Source organism: Methylocaldum marinum (genome assembly GCF_003584645.1).
GTDB lineage: Bacteria > Pseudomonadota > Gammaproteobacteria > Methylococcales > Methylococcaceae > Methylocaldum > Methylocaldum marinum.
The window spans coordinates 286,483-303,307 of the sequence record NZ_AP017928.1 but is presented as its reverse complement, the minus strand read 5'-3'; the positions used below and the strand labels follow the sequence as shown (position 1 = coordinate 303,307).

14 protein-coding genes are annotated in these 16,825 nt (G+C 62.3%); 9 read left to right on the top strand and 5 right to left on the bottom strand.

The annotated features are described in order from the left end of the window. Positions 1-30 precede the first annotated feature (30 nt). The 4 genes from mutL to sS8_RS01415 all read right to left on the bottom strand — a co-directional run bounded on the left by mutL (position 31) and on the right by sS8_RS01415 (position 5,308). Positions 31-1,818 (bottom strand): DNA mismatch repair endonuclease MutL, encoded by a 1,788-nt coding sequence (gene mutL / locus sS8_RS01430; protein WP_119628093.1) that lies wholly within the window; start codon positions 1,816-1,818, stop codon positions 31-33. 152 nt (positions 1,819-1,970) lie between these two features. Beyond that, a complete protein-coding gene (locus sS8_RS01425) occupies positions 1,971-3,299 on the bottom strand; it encodes an N-acetylmuramoyl-L-alanine amidase (RefSeq protein WP_119628092.1) in 1,329 nt (442 codons plus the stop codon). A 69-nt stretch (positions 3,300-3,368) separates the two neighbouring features. Next, a complete protein-coding gene (gene tsaE / locus sS8_RS01420) occupies positions 3,369-3,824 on the bottom strand; it encodes a tRNA (adenosine(37)-N6)-threonylcarbamoyltransferase complex ATPase subunit type 1 TsaE (RefSeq protein WP_119628091.1) in 456 nt (151 codons plus the stop codon). Then, entirely contained in the window at positions 3,821-5,308 is a 1,488-nt protein-coding gene (locus tag sS8_RS01415; protein ID WP_119628090.1) for an NAD(P)H-hydrate dehydratase, read from the bottom strand. Before sS8_RS01415 ends, tsaE begins: the two co-directional genes overlap by 4 nt. Before the next feature lie 71 nt (positions 5,309-5,379). On the opposite strand from sS8_RS01415, the gene queG reads away from it, so the two are divergent. Continuing rightward, complete coding sequence (gene queG / locus sS8_RS01410) at positions 5,380-6,486, top strand: tRNA epoxyqueuosine(34) reductase QueG (protein ID WP_119628089.1); 1,107 nt, start codon at positions 5,380-5,382, stop codon at positions 6,484-6,486. A 5-nt stretch (positions 6,487-6,491) separates the two neighbouring features. Here queG and sS8_RS01405 read toward each other — a convergent pair whose 3' ends face one another. Then, entirely contained in the window at positions 6,492-7,436 is a 945-nt protein-coding gene (locus sS8_RS01405) for a hypothetical protein (protein WP_145986371.1), read from the bottom strand. Between the two features lie 211 nt (positions 7,437-7,647). Between sS8_RS01405 and sS8_RS01400 the strand changes: the two genes are divergently transcribed. The 8 genes from sS8_RS01400 to sS8_RS01365 all read left to right on the top strand — a co-directional run bounded on the left by sS8_RS01400 (position 7,648) and on the right by sS8_RS01365 (position 16,767). Further along, a complete protein-coding gene (locus sS8_RS01400; RefSeq protein ID WP_119628087.1) occupies positions 7,648-8,034 on the top strand; it encodes a hypothetical protein in 387 nt (128 codons plus the stop codon). Positions 8,035-8,135: 101 nt separating this feature from the next. Next, positions 8,136-8,777, top strand: a complete 642-nt coding sequence (locus sS8_RS01395; protein WP_119628086.1) for a DUF2760 domain-containing protein — start codon at positions 8,136-8,138, stop codon at positions 8,775-8,777. Then, positions 8,774-10,774 (top strand): Hsp70 family protein, encoded by a 2,001-nt coding sequence (locus sS8_RS01390; RefSeq protein ID WP_119628085.1) that lies wholly within the window; start codon positions 8,774-8,776, stop codon positions 10,772-10,774. Before sS8_RS01395 ends, sS8_RS01390 begins: the two co-directional genes overlap by 4 nt. Positions 10,775-10,818: 44 nt before the next feature. After that, the gene (locus sS8_RS01385) at positions 10,819-13,611 is read left to right on the top strand and encodes an Hsp70 family protein (RefSeq protein WP_119628084.1); all 2,793 of its coding nucleotides are present in this window, start codon (positions 10,819-10,821) and stop codon (positions 13,609-13,611) included. A gap of 154 nt (positions 13,612-13,765) precedes the next feature. Continuing rightward, entirely contained in the window at positions 13,766-14,185 is a 420-nt protein-coding gene (locus sS8_RS01380) for a hypothetical protein (RefSeq protein ID WP_119628083.1), read from the top strand. 147 nt (positions 14,186-14,332) lie between these two features. After that, the gene (locus sS8_RS01375; RefSeq protein WP_119628082.1) at positions 14,333-14,629 is read left to right on the top strand and encodes a PepSY domain-containing protein; all 297 of its coding nucleotides are present in this window, start codon (positions 14,333-14,335) and stop codon (positions 14,627-14,629) included. Between the two features lie 87 nt (positions 14,630-14,716). Continuing rightward, entirely contained in the window at positions 14,717-15,400 is a 684-nt protein-coding gene (locus tag sS8_RS01370; protein ID WP_119632561.1) for a response regulator transcription factor, read from the top strand. Beyond that, positions 15,397-16,767, top strand: a complete 1,371-nt coding sequence (locus sS8_RS01365) for an ATP-binding protein (protein ID WP_119628081.1) — start codon at positions 15,397-15,399, stop codon at positions 16,765-16,767. Before sS8_RS01370 ends, sS8_RS01365 begins: the two co-directional genes overlap by 4 nt. Positions 16,768-16,825: the final 58 nt, after the last annotated feature.

The window sequence follows — 16,825 nt, the reverse complement described above, 5'->3', positions numbered from 1 at the left end:
GGGCAATGGCAGGTGGTTGTGAAAGCTCGATCACTGGCCGCGCATGAACAAACGGTTCAGATCCTTGAGGTTTAGTTCGACCCAGGTCGGGCGGCCGTGGTTGCATTGGCCGCTACGCTCGGTCGCCTCCATCTCGCGCAGGAGCATGTTCATTTCGGGCACGGTCAGCTTGCGATTGGCCCTTACCGAGCCATGGCAGGCCATGGTCGCCAAGACTTCGTTCATGGACTGCTCTATCCGGAGACTGTGCCCGTGCTGATTGATATCGGACAGCACGTCCCGCACCAGGCGCTCGCCGTCCGCATCCGCGAGCACGGCGGGCAACGCCCGCAACATCAGGGCCTCGGGGCCGGTTCGGCGTAGTTCGATGCCGAGTCTTTCAAATACACCGGCCGCTTCTTCCGCCAAATCGGCTTCGGCTGCGGTGACCTGAATGCCGATCGGCAGCAGCAAGGGCTGCATCGGAACCGAACCCGCTCCGACTTGTTCCTTCAGCTTTTCATAGGTAATTCGCTCGTGGGCGGCGTGTGCATCCACCACGACTAACCCGTTGCGGCTTTCGGCCAAAATGAAAGCCCCGTGCAAATGCGCGACCGCGAAACCCAGCGGTGGCGCGGACGGCTCGTCGGAGTCGGTCGCGGCAGGCTGTTTCGGCTGCGCTGCCGGGACGGAATAGAGTTCGGCATAGCTCTGCAGCTGCTCGCCCACTTGCAAGGGCAAGCCGGTTTGGCGATACGGCTTCGAGAATTTGGGCGCGGAAACTGCTTGAGCGGGAATATCCTCCGCCATGGACACCGGCCCGGTTTCGACAGCCTGCGGCTTGGCCTCGGCCAAAGCCCGATGGAGTGCCCGGAACAGAAAATCGTGAATCAGTCGGGAATCGCGAAACCGCACTTCGAGCTTGGCAGGATGGGCGTTGACGTCGACCAGCGCCGGGTCCAGCTCCAGGTACAAGACGTAGACCGGCTGGCGTCCGTGGTAAAGCACGTCCCGGTAGGCCTGCTTTATGGCATAGCTCACCAGCTTGTCCCGAATCAGACGCGCATTGACATAAAAAAACTGCATATCGGCCTGGCTGCGGGAGAAAGTCGGAAGCCCGACCCAGCCCGACAGACTGAGGCCCGCCGCCGAAAATTCCACCGCCAGCGCATTTTCCAAAAACGACTCGCCCACCACCAGGGCCAGACGCCGATCGATTTCGGCCCGGGTTTCCGCCGGCCGTAAATTCAATACGGTCCGCTCGTCGTGTTTCAGGGCGAATCCCACGTCGAACCGGCTCAGGGCCATGCGCCTGACCAGCGTTTCGATATGGGAGAACTCGGTCTTTTCCGAGCGCAGAAATTTCCGCCGCGCGGGCGTGTTGTAGAAGAGATCGCGAACCTCCACCGTGGTTCCGTCGGGATCGGCGGCCGGCTCGATATCGAAGTCGGTTTCCGTCCCGTCCGCCGTGACCCGCCAGGCGCAGCGCTCGCCCCGGATTCGAGAGGTCAATGTCAGTCGGGCCACCGAACTGATGCTGGGCAAGGCTTCGCCGCGGAAGCCCATGCTCGCAACCCGCTCCAGATCCTCAAGGCTGGCGATCTTGCTGGTGGCATGCCGGGACAAGGCGAGCGGCAAATCTTCCCGATCGATGCCGCAGCCGTCGTCGCGGATGCGTATCATACGCAAGCCGCCCTGTTCGACGTCGATTTCCACCGACCGAGCGGAGGCGTCGAAAGCATTTTCGACCAGTTCTTTCACGACCGAGGCGGGACGTTCGACCACTTCGCCTGCCGCGATCTGGTTGATTAACTGTGGAGGGAGAATTCGGATAGGCATAGTGTATGAAGATCAGCACATCGGGAAATCGGGCTGGCGATTAGACAAGATCGCAACAACTAGGATTCAGAACCTCGCTATTCTCGGAAAACTAAAGAATTTAAGAAAGACGGGAAACGAGAGAACCTTCGCCGACCTGCGGCGAAGGCTCTCTATTTCTTGACGACCGGCTTCTTGCCGTCGGCTTCGGCTGCTTTCTGGGCGTCTGCCACGCGCAAATCGACCGGGATCATCGGCCGAAGTTCGGAGAAATAATTACGGATGCCGTCGAATATGGCGCGCGCCACCAGATTCTGGTGTTTCGGGTCGCGCAGATTACGCTCTTCGTCCGGATTGGAGATGAACGCGGTTTCTACCAGCATCGAGGGAACATCCGGCGATTTGAGCACGGCAAACCCTGCTTTTTGGACATCACGATGATGCAGATGGAAATCTTTTTTCAACTCTCCCAGCACCTTCGCGGCGGCACGGTTGCTGGCTTCGAGCATGGCATTTTGCGAGAGATCGAGCAGTATCGACGCCAGCAGCTTATCCTTTCCCTTGAGCTGAGCACCGCCCACCAAGGCGGCGTTTTCCCGGTCCGCCAGCCAGCGAGCCGCTTCGCTGGAAGCGCCGTGCTCCGACAAGGTGAACACGGAAGAACCCTTGACGTCGTTGTTCACATAGGCGTCCGCATGCAAGGAAATAAACAAATCGGCCTTCACCTTGCGCGCCAGCTCGGCCCTTTCGCGCAAATCGACGAACCGATCGTCCGAGCGCACCATCACCGCCCGCATACCCCGTTCGGCCCGAATCATCTGCTCGAGCTTGCGTGCGATCGCCAGCACGACATCTTTCTCATAGGTTCCGTTCGGACCGATCGCCCCGGTATCCTTGCCGCCGTGGCCGGCATCGATGACCACCACGCGCTCCCTGGCGGGTCCCGGCTTCAAGATTCGGACGGGTTTGAGATCGTCACGTGAGCTTCCGCCTTGGGGCGAGACCGGCTTCACGGCCGATTTCTGCGCCCTGGCGTCCCTGGAAGAATTCGCTGATTTCACCGGACCTTTGGACGCCTTAGTCTTGTCCGCCCGAACGGGAGCAGCGGGAGACGTCAATTCAAGCACTACCCGTGCACTTCCCTTGCGCCGAGTGACGTACACCTTGTGCACCGACGGGCGTTTGAGATCGAGCAAAATGCGGGGACTGTTCTTGCTCTTCCCGGCAATCGGCACAAGCCTGGCAATCAAAGGGTGCGACGCGGGCGGCCGTGCCAGGGGCGCAGCCAAGGAAATATTCTCGAAATCGATCTGCAGGCGTTTCGGGTTTTTTCCGGCAGAAACGCGATATGTCGGCTCAGCCGAAAAATCGAAGATCAATCGTGAGCCCTGCGCGACGGTTTCGAACTTTACCGACTTCAATTGCGCGGGCGCGCCGAACGGCGACGGCGCATAGCTCAACAATGTGAGCAGCAGCCAAGCAATCAGAGTTTTTTTTTCCATGGATGATGCCGCCGTGCTTGAAAGCCCGGAAAACCATAGCCCGAGACGGAGAAAACCGCAAGGACTACGCTATTCGGCTTGCAAGCGCGCCAGCACCTCCCGTCCGCAGCCGGTAGCCCCCATGATTTCCGCGATGCGCTCAGCCCCGGCGATTTCAAGGGTGATCTCGATATCCGGGTCCGGCAGCAGGCCTTCACCGTGCTCCGGCCACTCGATGAAACAAACGGCGTCCGGACGGAGATAGTCCCTGAGCCCCATCCATTCCAGCTCTTCAGGATCGTTCAAGCGGTACAGGTCGAAGTGGTAAACGATACGGTCCTTAAGAGGGTATTCTTCGACCAGGGTAAATGTCGGGCTTTTCACCGGTCCCGAAAAGCCGGCCGCCCGAAGCCAGCCACGCACGAAAGTCGTCTTGCCGGCCCCCAGATCTCCGTGCAGAAAAACCAGACATCCCGGCGGCATGGCCCGGTAGACGTGTTCGGCCAATGCAAGGGTTTCGGCCTCGTCCCGCAGAGTCACTTTCATAAATTGACGAGCCGGCGTAAAGGATCCATCAAGTCACCGGCCAAAAGACCCCGCTCCCCGGCTTTCGCGGCCTCGTCCCCAGCCGCGCCGTGCAATTGCACGCCCAGCGCCGCGGCCGCGAAAAGATCCGAACCTTGCGCCAGCAGCCCGGCGATAACCCCGGTCAGCACATCGCCCATGCCGCCGCTGGCCATGCCGGGATTACCGGTGGTGGAGACACGCGGCAGTCCGTCCGGGCCGCAGACCAGGCTACCGGAACCTTTCAATACCGCCACGCCGCCGAACCGTTCCCGGAGTTTGCGAACGGCGTCAAATCGATCCTTCTGTATCTCCCCGGAAGACACGGCGAGCAGGCGGGCCGCTTCTCCCGGATGGGGCGTAATGACCCAGTTGTCCCGTATGCGGGGGTTTTCCGCGAGTAGATTCAGTGCATCGGCATCCGCCACGGCCGGCAAACCGGTGTCCATTACAGCATCCAACAATTTCTTCGCCCATTCCGAACGGCCAAGCCCGGGACCGACGGCAATGACCGTGGCCCGCGCCATCAGCCTCCGCAGTTCCTCCGGCGTTTCGACCCCGTGGCACATCAGCTCCGGCCGGGTCAGATTGAGCGAATCGGCATGCGCTTTGCGAGTGGCTATGCTGATCAAGCCCGCTCCGACCCGAGCCGCGGCCTCGGCGGCCATGCGTGCGGCTCCGCTGTAGCCGCAATCGCCCCCGACTACCAACACGTGACCGAAATGACCTTTGTGCGCGTAACGCGGCCGCACCGGCAAGCCGCGTTCCCAAGGCGGCAGCAGCATGGCCGACGGCTCGACCGAATATCGCACTTCCGGCGGCGTGCCGAGATCGGCAAAAACAACCTCGCCGGCATATTCGGGACCTTCGCCTGTAAAAAGGCCCCGCTTGAGACCGATGAAGGTCACGGTCAGACCGGCTCTGACGGCGACGCCCAGCGCGGAACCGGTATCGGCATGCAGGCCGGATGGAATATCCAGCGCCATCACATGACCGGAAAACCGGTTGACGGCCCTGATCACATCCGCGTAAAGACCGCCGACCTCACGATCCAGGCCGGTGCCCAACAATCCGTCGACCAGCACTTCCGCGCCCTCGAAATCGGCGGGAATGAAATCCAGTATTTCGCCGCCCGCCGCACGATAATCCCGGTAAGCCGTCAGTGCATCCCCCTTGAGATTCGCAGGCGGCGAAACCGGATAAACCCGCACGTCCATCCCTGCCTCGTGGGCCAGCCGGGCGACCACATAAGCGTCGCCGCCATTGTTGCCGCCGCCGCAAATCGCCGACAGCGTACGCGCTCCGGACCAACGTTCGCGCACGGCCGCAAAGGCCGCTGCACCGGCACGGCGCATCAATTCGATGCCGGCAATACCCACCGTATCGATGGCGTAACGGTCCATGGCGCGCACGTCTTCGGCACGATAAAGGTCTTTCTGGAAACTTCGGCTGTATCGTTCGCTCATAACCCGGTAAGCTGTACCCAAACTACGCTCGTTCCGTTTACATTCTGGCTTAAACGCCGCACCGCCTCCACATTTCTGTGACTTCATCCGCGCTCGATTACTCCGCGCTCGCCGCGAAAATCAAGACCTGGGGCCGAGAACTCGGTTTTCAGCAAGTCGGCGTGGCCGACACCGATCTTTCCGCCGCCGAAAAGCGGCTACGGGCTTGGCTGAAAGACGGCTTTCACGGAGAAATGGATTACATGGCGCGCCACGGTACCAAGCGCAGCCGTCCGGATGAACTCGTCCCCGGTACGCTTAGGGTCATCAGCGTGCGCATGGATTATCTGCCGGAGGAGCGGACCGCGGTCCGGGAACGGCTGCAAGATCCCGCCGCCGCGTTCATCTCCCGCTACGTCCTTGGCCGCGATTATCACAAGGTGCTGCGCAGGCGCTTGCAGCAACTGGCCGGGCGCGTGGCGGCCGAAATCGGCCCTTTCGGTTACCGCGTCTTCGTCGATAGCGCGCCGGTGCTGGAAAAGCCGCTAGCCGCCAAAGCCGGGCTCGGCTGGATCGGCAAGCACACCAATCTCATCAACCGCAAAGCCGGCTCGATGTTCTTCTTGGGCGAGATCTACACCGATGTCCCTTTGCCTACCGATGCCGAAACCAGCGATCACTGCGGGAGCTGCACCGCTTGCATCGACGTCTGCCCGACCCGGGCGATCGTTGCTCCTTATCGCCTGGATGCCCGGCGTTGCATTTCCTATTTGACCATCGAGCTGCGCGGGCAGATTCCGGAAGAATTTCGGCCCGCCATCGGCAACCGCATCTACGGCTGCGACGATTGCCAGCTCGTCTGCCCTTGGAACCGCTATGCGCGGCTTACCGAAGAAGCGGATTTCATGCCGCGCCACGGCCTCGACGTCGCAGGACTGATCGAGCTTTTCCACTGGGATGAAGCGACCTTTCTGCATAGAACCGAAGGCTCCGCCATACGTCGGATCGGTTACGAATGCTGGATCAGAAATGTCGCGGTGGCTTTGGGCAACGCGCCCCCACCCATCGAAGTCCTCGAAACCCTGGCATCCCGGATGGATGATCCATCACCCCTGATCAGGGAACACGTACGCTGGGCGCTGCAACGCAACCGCTCGCGCGGGAAACCTGCGCTCGTGGCGGATTCCCCGGCGCGCTAGATGCATTAGCGACGGGACTTTTTCGATTTCGGCGCGGATACCTTGACGAAAGCCGGCCCCTTCACCCGGAGCTGGTCGGACAATTGTTTGAGCGTGTCGTTGAGCGCCGCGCGAGTCGCCTGACCGAGAGCGCTCGCCGCAAACGCGGATTCGCCGCCGCCGATGCCGAACAGCGAGAAGCCGCTGGTCGCGGATTCCGAAGTAAAGGTGCCATGGGAAGTAATGGTGCCTACCATGCGGCCGCTATTCGGCTCCACCACTTGCAGATCCATGCCGACCGATCCCGTCCGGCGGGCCTTGGTATTCTCCCAGGTCGGATTGGCGGCGGACACGGCGGCGCCGGCGATGCCGGCTCCGGGCGTACCGGCAACGGCGCCCGCGATGCCGAGTACCGTTCCCGCCCACCCCAGGGAACCGCCTTTGCGCTCGTCGTTGGCTTCGGCCACTTCGTTGAATTCCGTGATCGTCCCTTTAATCACGAACGGCCCCACTTCTCCGGAATTCAGGAGTTTCGCCGGGTTGTCCGCGTGCTTGCGGTAATGTTCGTAGTCGATGACCACGATGTTCCCGACATTGCCTAGAGCACTGATCAACTGGGCGGCGACGCCCTGGCCGACGCGATCGCTCATGCCTTGATGATCGGGCGTGTAGGCTCCGGGCGCGGTCGGCGCGGTTCCTCCCAAAATTCCCCAGCCGAACGGCCCCCAGCCAGAACGGGCACCGCTGGCAGGCGCCTGGGTCGCGCCGCCGCCCGAACCGGTGCCGACGCCGAGGGGTTCCACCGTAACCACGTACGTGGGCTGCGAGGCGTCGAACGGTATCCGCAACACTTCCACCTGAGTCGAAGCCGGTGTCAGGCTGGTGGCCTGCACCGAGCCCTTGTCCACGGTCGCCGCGCAGCTCACCAGGAAAGGAATCGCCGCCCCCACCAACCAAGATCTTAATTTCATTATTTTCTCCGGTTTTGTTCGTTTGTTTTCATCCTGCGCCGAAAGTCCAGCATGGTCGTCGCGCCATCGAAGAGTAGCACACTGGCTATGACGTCCAAAAGAAAGCCGGCGGGGCCTGGAGAGCAGCAACGGGGGATTGGTCGTTCCTCCCGTGTCCGACATAGCGTAAAATCCGGCGGATTCGTCAAGAACTCTTCAGGAGTCAACGCCCATGAAGCTTTTGTCACGCGTGTTGCTGACTGCAATCGCATTGTCCGCCTTGCATACCGCCCGAGCGGAAGATGAATGGCATGCCACCACGCTTTCCGACCGAACACTGGAGAAAGTCAAGCTGGGTTTGGTCGCGTATCAGAGCTGCGTCAACGACGAGACGCGGTCGCATATCGGCGAGGAGGCGGATTCGCGCGCGCTCACCGATCGCGTGCTGAAAACCTGCGAAGGAAAGCTGTCCAAAGTAAAAGCGGCTTTCGATAGCGAGAACGTACCCGGCACGATCTCCGAACGATACATGCGCGGCCGCCGCACCCAGGCCGCACGCCAGGTTCTGCGCGCATTAATGGGCTCTCAGGCCGCCCAGACCGTGACCGGGCGGCCGTAACGCGATTTTACCCCGCGCCCAGACCTCGCCCGGCTGCCCCCGCGGTTTCCGGCGTCCCGCGCGCTCATCCCCGAGCATCACTCAACGCAAAGAGGAACCGAATGCAATTCGACCCGACTCTCATTCCGACCACGTTCGACGCGGTCCATATCGGACTTGCGGCCCTCGCGGTCGTTCTCCTGATTCTGCAAATTCTGCTGCTGTCCGTGGCAGTCATCGCCTTGCTGCGCCGGGGCAAACCCGCGGCCGAGCCCATTGCCGTCCAGGTCCGTCCGGAACCGGCCGCGACTCCGGTCAGGGAGGCGGCCAAATCCGCCGAACTGGTCAAACCGGAACGGCCGGAACCCGTCGTTGTCAAACAAGCCACGCCGGATGCGGCCTTGCAGCTTCTCGGCCTGTTGCAGAAAGAAGCCCGATTCGTCGACTTCGTCCAGGAAAACGTCGCTGCCTATTCCGACGCCGAGATCGGCGCCGCGGCCCGCGTCGTGCATGAAGGGTGCCGCAAAGTGCTGAGCCAGAATTTCGAGCTCGAACCGGTGCGCAAAGAGCAGGAGAACTCTCGCGTCACCTTGCCCAAAGGCTTTGACGCTTCGAGCGTCAGACCCACCGGCAACATCGTCGGCGAACCGCCGTTTACCGGCACCTTGATACACCGCGGCTGGCGCGCCGCCGCGGTCAGACTGCCCAAAATCGCCGAAGGGCACGACGTTCGTATCATCGCCCAAGCAGAGGTAGAATTGTGAGCGAAACCCAGTATTCCGTAGGCATCGATCTCGGCACGACCAACAGCGTCGTGTCCTATGTCGATCTCATCCAGTGTGACGGTGAAAAAGCACCGATCCAGGTCTTGGATATTCCGCAACTGACGTCTCCCGGCGCAGTCGGGGAAAAGAGGCAGTTGCCCTCCTTCCTTTATCAGGCCCACGAAGCCGAACTCGCACCCGGCGACATCGTGCTGCCCTGGGATGAACATCCGGAGGCCATCGTCGGAGACCTGGCAAGGCAGCTCGGCAGCAAGACGCCAATCCGGCTGGTCAGCAGTGCCAAGAGCTGGCTGTCTCACAGCGGTGTCGATTGCCGCGCGCCGATTCTGCCCATACAGTCTCCAGAGGAAGTCAAGCGGGTTTCGCCGCTGCAGGCCTCAATCGAATACCTGCGCCACATGCGCGACGCCTGGAACGCCCGCTATCCCGACGCGCCCTTAGGCGAGCAGGACCTGGTGATCACCGTGCCCGCCTCGTTCGATCCCGCGGCGCGGGAACTCACCGTGGAGGCCGCCCACGCGGTCGGCCTGCGCCAGGCCATACTACTCGAGGAGCCGCAGTCGGCGCTGTATAGCTGGATCCAGGCCAGCGACGGACAATGGCGCGAGCAGGTCAAGCCGGGCGAGATCATTCTCGTCGTCGACGTCGGCGGCGGCACCACCGATTTATCGCTGATCGCGGTGACCGAGGAGGAAGGCAACCTGATCCTCAACCGCGTCGCCATCGGCGACCATATTCTGCTCGGCGGGGACAACATGGACCTGGCGCTCGCCTATGTCCTGAAAATGAAACTCGAAGCCGAGGGCAAACGGCTCGAACCCTGGCAGATCCAAGCGCTCATGCACGGCTGCCGGGACGCCAAGGAATCCTTGCTGTCCGATACGGATACCGACGAGGTCGCCGTGGTCGTGCCCAGCCGCGGGTCTTCGCTGATCGGCGGTACGCTGCGTACCAGCCTGACCCGCGACGAGGTCGGACGAACCCTGGTCGAAGGCTTCTTTCCCCGGGTAAACATATCCGACCGTCCGGCGGCTCAGACGCGCACCGGCTTAACCACCTTGGGCCTTCCCTATGCCAAGGATGCGCGGATCACCTGCCATCTTGCCGCCTTCCTGAGCCGCCAGATCGGCGCGACCGGCGAGTTGCAGGGATTCAACCTTCCCGCCGATGCCCGCTTCCTGCATCCGACTGCGCTGCTCCTCAACGGCGGTGTATTCAGGTCCGAATCGCTCGAAACCCGGCTGCTCGAGGTACTGAACAACTGGCTGGAAGCCGACGGGGCTCCGCCCGCCCGATTGCTGCACGGTGCCGACCTGGATCTGGCCGTGGCCCGCGGCGCCGCTTATTACGGCTATGTTCGCAAGGGCCGGGGAGTCCGCATCCGCGGCGGCACCGGCGCCGCCTATTACGTCGGCGTTGAAAGCGCCATGCCGGCCGTACCGGGCTTCGCTCCGCCGATCGAGGCCTTGTGCATCGCGCCTTTCGGCATGGAAGAAGGCACCGAGGCGGATCTGCCGCCTTACGAGTTCGGATTGGTTGTCGGGGAGCCGGTGCGCTTCCGATTCTTCGCTTCCAACGTACGCCGCGACGACGTGGTCGGCACACGTCTCGACTATTGGTCGGATGACGAAATGGAAGAGCTCGACGAAATCGAAGTCACCTTGCCGGCCGAGGAACACCAGGCAGGCGACGTCGTCCCGGTTCATCTGGCCGCTCGAGTCACCGAGGTCGGCACCCTGCGGCTGGAAGCCGTAGCAAAGGAGGGCGACAAGCGCTGGAACGTGGAATTCGACGTGCGGGCAGGCGAAAAACCCTTGGCGCCGGATGAAAACGTCGCGCCGGAGGAGCCGATTCTGGGCGAACTCGGCGAGCCAACCCTCGAGGACGAGCCCGAGCCCGCCTCCGAGGCCAGCTCTTCTGAAAAACCGGCCGAAGATAGCGCGTCCAAAAAAAGTTTTTGGCCGTTCAATAAATAGACCAGCATACCGCAGGGGCAACTCCCCTGCGGCCACCCTTCCCCATGTCCGAAACATCACGCCAGACGCCCCGATACCTCGTCGGCATCGACCTGGGAACGACCCATACCGTGGTCGCCTGTGCCGAGCTTGCCAAGGCCGCGCAGGCCGAAATCGAGCTATTCCATATCGACCAACTGGTTGCACCTGGCGAGATCGGGGCGGAGCCGCTGCTGCCCTCGGTACGTTATCACGCTTCGTCGGACGAGCTGGCCGAGGCGGACGTACGTCTGCCCTGGTCCTCACCGCAACCGGACTCGAGTTATCGTCCGATCATCGGCAGGCTGGCGCGAATCCTGGGCGCGAAGAGCCAGGGGCGGTTCGTGACCAGCGCCAAGAGCTGGCTGTCCCATGCCGCCGCCGACCGCACCGCGCCCATCCTGCCCTGGGGCGCTCCCGACGAGATTCCGAAAATCTCTCCCGTCGAGGCCAGCGCGAGCTATCTCCGCCATGTGCGCTCGGCCTGGAATTACCACCGTCCGGAAGCGCCGCTGGAAGATCAGGAAATCGTGGTCACCGTGCCCGCCTCCTTCGACGAGGCCGCGCGCACTTTAACGCTGGAAGCGACCCGGCTGGCGGGACTTCCGAACGTACGCCTGCTCGAAGAACCGCAGGCGGCCTGCTACGACTGGCTCTGGAACCACCGCAAGACCTTGCGTAAAGAGCTCGGTGAGGTGCGCCTGCTTTTGGTCTGCGACGTCGGCGGCGGCACGACGGACCTGACTCTGATCAAGGTCGAACCCGGCGGGGAAGAACCGAAGCTCACGCGCATCGCGGTCGGCAATCATTTGATGCTGGGCGGCGATAACATCGATCTGACCCTGGCGCATCTCGCGGAACGGCGGTTGGTGGGCAAGGACCGCAGGCTGTCCGCGGCCGAGCTTTCCCAGCTGGTCGAACAATGCCGGCTGGCGAAGGAATGCCTGTTGGCACCGGACGCGCCGGATTCGGCAAGCGTTACCGTGCTCGGCGCGGGAGCCCGGCTCATCGGCGGCGCGCGCTCGGCCGAACTGGCCCGCAGCGAAGTTCGAGACATCGCGCTCGACGGCTTCTTTCCGATGGTGTGTCTCTCCGACTATCCCGATCGCAAACGAATCGGCGTTGTCGAATTCGGTCTGCCCTACGCCGCCGATCCCGCGATCAGCAAGCATCTGGCCGCTTTTCTGACGCACCATTTCGAGACCGCGCGCGAAGCGCTCCAGTCGGACTCCGCTGAGCCGGTCCCGGACGCCGTGCTGCTCAACGGCGGCGTATTCCGCAGTGCGACCTTGGCCGGTCGCATGGTGGATCTCCTGAGCTCATGGGGAAAAAGACGCCCCGTCCTGCTCAAGAATGAACGTCCCGATTTGGCTGTCGCCTACGGCGCGGTGGCTTACGGACTGGCGAGGCGCGGCCATGCGGTGCAGCGCATTGGCGGCGGCTCGGCGCGGAGTTATTTTCTGATAGTGGAAACCGGTCCGGATGAAACGCCCAAGGGTGTCTGCATTCTGCCGCGTGGAACCGAGGAAGGCCGCGAGATCGTTTTGAGCGACCGCAGCTTCCGGCTCAGGCTCGGACAGCCGGTTCGCTTCAACCTGGCCTCGTCCAGCGAAGACCGACGCTTCCAAGCGGGGGAACTTGCAGAAGTCGACGAGGATCGTTTTGTCCACCTGCCACCCCTCGCCGCGATCCTGGACCGGGAAAGCGCGCAAGGACAGGCTGAGCAAGACGTACAAATCGCTGCCTCTCTGACCGAGGTCGGCACTCTCGATCTGCATTGCGTCGCGGCCGACGATCCCAAGCGGCGCTGGAAGATCGAATTTCAGCTGCGGCAGGCCGCCCCGCGAACGGCCTTGCCCGAAACTCACCGACATCCGCACCTCGACCTGGCCACGGAGAAAATTCGACTGGTTTTCGGCAAAAAAGCGAAAGCGGCCGATACCAAGCTCGTCAAGGGACTGCGTTCCGAACTCGAGAAGATTCTGGGGCCCCGAACCGCCTGGGATACCGCCTTATTGCGCGACTTGTCCGGCGCATTGCTGGAAGGACTGCCTCACCGGCGGCGGTCCGCAGAGCACGAGCGCTTGTGGTTCAGCCTCACCGGGTACTGCCTCCGTCCCGGATTCGGCTATCCCCTGGACGATTGGCGGGTCGAACAGGTCTTTGCCGTTTACCGGCAAGGTCTACAGTTCGTCAATGAAAGCCAGAACTGGGCCGAATGGTGGACCTGCTGGCGACGGCTCGCCGGCGGTCTGAACGAGGAGGGGCAGCTTTCGATCTTCGAGGACTCGGCCGACTTCATCAATCCCGAAACCGCCCGGCGCGGCAACCTGCCTACCCTCGCGAAAAAGCGCAGTTACGAGGACATGGTGAGACTCGCGGCCGTGCTGGAACGGCTCCCTGTGTCCAAAAAGATCGACCTCGGAAACTGGCTGCTCCAACGCCTGGCCAAGCCGGGCGAACCCGCGGAAAGCTGGTGGGCGCTGGGCCGCGTCGGGGCCCGCGTGCCGTTCCACGGTAGCGTGCATAACGTGGTTCCGCGCGCCAAGGCCGAGGAATGGCTGGCCCAGATCCTGAGCCGCGACTTCAAGAAAGAAGCGCATGCCGGCTTCGCCGCCGCTCTCATCGCGAGACTCAGCGGCGACCGGGAACGCGACATCGATCCGACACTTAGAACACAGGTCATCGAACGGCTGAAGGCAGGCAAAGCGCCAGACTCGTGGATCGCCATGGTGTCCGAAGTGAAAGAGCTTACCGAGGCCGACGAAAAACGCCTCTTCGGCGAAGCCTTGCCCCCGGGACTGAAGCTGATTGCCTGATTCGGCATGGCCGTGGGCCGGAACCCGGTTCGCCCGGGAGTTGCCTCCCCATTCAGCATCCATTCAGGAACGAAGGACTATCTTCATCCTGCCGGCGAACATCATGGGTTTGGTACCGGCGCCAGTTTCACGTGTTTAAACAGGGGATCAAGTCATGAGACCGCTGAATAAAATCATCATTGCCGTATTCGCAATCAGCCTATTCGCTTTCGCCTCCGGCGCCCAAGCCAGAGGCGGCCACCGGGACCACGGACATCATCACCGGCATCATCACCACGGCCATCATCATGGTCCGAAAGTGATTCACCATTACCACAGGCCTGCGCCGCGCCATTACCGTCCGCCGCGGGTAGTGCATCGGCATATTCACCGTTACCAGCCGCCGCGGGTGATCTACCGCGACCGTTATCCTGCCTATTACAACCGTAGCAGCGGTTTGACCGGAGCCCTACCGATCGTCGCGGGCGGCGTGCTCGGCGGCCTGGTCGGAGAACAGGCCGGCTACGGCAATCACGGAGCCATCATCGCCGGCTCGGTGGCCGGAGCCGTATTGGGGCACGAGATCGGCCACTGAATCCAGGCGCCTCCTCTTTGCTCGGTGACATGGTAGTGTCCGTTGTCGTCCCGGAACAGAGAGTGTTATTCTGCGCCTACCCAAGGGCCGGGCGGCATATTGCCGCCCGCCTCGCTTGTCGGAAACGCCCCACTCGCATCGAGCCGCGTGATAAACAAACGCTTTTCGTTCGTCATCCTGGGCTGTCTGCTGCTGGCGGCATCTGCCGCCCATTCGCAGCCGCCGTTCGGTCGGGATGCTCCGGCCATGCCCTTCATCGCGCGCCAGCCACAAGTCCGGCCCGGCATCAGCCTGGACCAGGCCATACAGCGCATCCGGCGTGAAACCGGCGGCCGCATCCTGTCGGCAGATACCATCAGAAACGGCGGCGGCGTCACGTATCGCATCAAAGTGCTCTTGCCGGACGGCCGGGTGAAGGTTTTCCACGTGGATGGCCGGGGATGAGCGTTCGGAAATCGCGCTCCCAGCGACTCGTTTTTATGAGGTTTGTCCGCTGAAACCATTCAATCAGCCACCTTCGAGGCGATTCCCGTGCGCCTGCTAATCGTGGAAGACGAAGCCGAATTGCGCGCCCAGCTCAAGACGCGCCTGCAGGCCTTGGGCTACGCCGTCGACGCGGCCGCCGACGGCAAGGAAGCCGTGTTCATGGGACGCGAATATCCGTTCGATCTCGCGATCGTCGATTTGGGGCTGCCGCTGGTCTCCGGCATCGACGTCATCAAACGCTGGCGTGCCGACGGCCTCAATTTCCCGATTCTGATTCTCACCGCTCGCGACCGCTGGCAAGACAAAGTCGAGGGGCTGGACGCCGGAGCCGACGATTACGTGAGCAAACCCTTCCATTTCGAAGAACTGCTTGCCCGAACCAAGGCGCTGCTGAGACGCTCCGCCGGCATCGCGCAATCCGTGCTGCGCTGCGGCCCGATCGTGCTCGATACCGGAGCGCAGACCGTACGCGTCGATGACCGGCCCGTGGAATTGACCGCCCAGGAATACAAGGTTCTGGAGTACCTGATGCTGAATACCGGCAAGGTCATCTCCAAAACCGTCCTGATCGAGCACATCTACGATCAGGAATTCGATCTGGACAGCAATGTGATCGAAGTCTTCATCGCCCGCCTGCGCCGCAAACTCGATCCGCGGAACGACCTCCGCCCCATCGAGACGCTCCGCGGGCGCGGATACCGGTTTACCCTGGAACGCACGCCCGGATGACCTATTCCCTTCAGACGAGGGGACTGCTCGTCGCCAGCGTGGTGCTGGTCGCGTTTCTCAGCGCGACGGGCCTGGTCCTCGACAAGGCGTTTCGCGACAGTGCGAAGGAGGCCATGCGCGATAGACTGCAAGGATTCGTCTATACCCTGCTGGCCGGGTCGGAACTGGATAGCCGCGGCATCATGACAGGCCCCGAAAACCTGCACGAGCCCCGCTTCAAACAGACCGGGTCCGGGCTTTATGCCGACATCCGGCGAGGAAGGCGCAAGCCGGATTGGCGGTCCCCTTCCGCAACCGGCATCGAAATTCCCGCCACACCTCTCCCCCAGACCGGCACGGCCCAATTCATCCACACCGTATTGGAAGACGGCACGCCGGTTTATGTGCTCAGTTTCAGCGTACTGTGGGAGGAGGACACACGCCGCAAACCGGTCCGCTGCGTTTTTCGAGTAGCCGAAACCCTGGATGGTTTCTATGCGGAGGTCAATCAATTCCGACGCAGTCTCTGGGCTTGGCTCGGTGCCGCCGCGCTGGTGCTGCTGCTGGTCCAGGGCGCCATACTGCGCTGGGCGTTTTCGCCGCTTCGTCGGGTCGCTGCCGACCTTTCGGCCATCGAGGCGGGGCACGCCGATAAGCTCGTCGGCGACTATCCGGAGGAACTCCGAGGACTAACCGACAATCTCAATGCACTGTTGGACAATGCGCAGTCTCACCTCAGCCGCTATCGGGACGCTCTCGGCGATCTCGCACACAGTCTAAAAACTCCGCTGGCCGTGTTACGCGGCGCCATCGAGCGACCGAACCCGAACCCCGATTCCGATATCGGCACGGTCGCCCAGGAGCAGATCGACCGCATGACTCGCATCATCGAATATCAACTGAAGCGGGCCGCCGCTTCCGGACGAACCAGCCTGACCCCGCCGGTCAGCATCGCGGAAAAATCCCGGCAGGTCGTGGCCGCATTGTCCAAGGTCTATGCCGAGAAACGGGTCGACTGTCGAATCCTGGTCGAGGATAGCGTGGTCTTTCACGGCGACGAGGGCGATTTGCTCGAGATCCTGGGAAATCTTCTCGATAATGCTTTCAAGTGGTGTCGGAGCCGCGTCGAACTCAGCGCCCGGACGGTACTGGAACCGCTGGGAACGAGTTCCCATCTCGAACTGAGGGTCGACGACGACGGTCCCGGCATAGCCGAAGAAGTAGCCGAACGCGTCACTCGCCGCGGCGAACGCACCGATTCGTCGGTACCCGGCCACGGGCTCGGACTCGCCATCGTGGATTCCGTCGTACGGACCTATCTCGGCCGGCTCGTTGTCGAGCGCAGTCCGCTCGGGGGCGCCGCCATTGTGATTCGAAATCTCGGCTAAGAGAATTTCGCGCCGCATGATTCGATAATTTGCCCCGAATTCGATCTAAAGGGATGCC

Bases quoted from the DNA above. Each gene is read 5' to 3' on its own strand.
- sS8_RS01385 (WP_119628084.1), top strand. From the start codon at position 10,819: ATGTCCGAAACATCACGCCAGACGCCCCGATACCTCGTCGGCATCGAC.
- sS8_RS01395 (WP_119628086.1), top strand. From the start codon at position 8,136: ATGCAATTCGACCCGACTCTCATTCCGACCACGTTCGACGCGGTCCAT.
- tsaE (WP_119628091.1), bottom strand. From the start codon at position 3,824: ATGAAAGTGACTCTGCGGGACGAGGCCGAAACCCTTGCATTGGCCGAA.
- sS8_RS01415 (WP_119628090.1), bottom strand. From the start codon at position 5,308: ATGAGCGAACGATACAGCCGAAGTTTCCAGAAAGACCTTTATCGTGCC.
- mutL (WP_119628093.1), bottom strand. From the start codon at position 1,818: ATGCCTATCCGAATTCTCCCTCCACAGTTAATCAACCAGATCGCGGCA.
- sS8_RS01400 (WP_119628087.1), top strand. From the start codon at position 7,648: ATGAAGCTTTTGTCACGCGTGTTGCTGACTGCAATCGCATTGTCCGCC.
- sS8_RS01405 (WP_145986371.1), bottom strand. From the start codon at position 7,436: ATGAAATTAAGATCTTGGTTGGTGGGGGCGGCGATTCCTTTCCTGGTG.
- sS8_RS01365 (WP_119628081.1), top strand. From the start codon at position 15,397: ATGACCTATTCCCTTCAGACGAGGGGACTGCTCGTCGCCAGCGTGGTG.
- sS8_RS01425 (WP_119628092.1), bottom strand. From the start codon at position 3,299: ATGGAAAAAAAAACTCTGATTGCTTGGCTGCTGCTCACATTGTTGAGC.
- sS8_RS01380 (WP_119628083.1), top strand. From the start codon at position 13,766: ATGAGACCGCTGAATAAAATCATCATTGCCGTATTCGCAATCAGCCTA.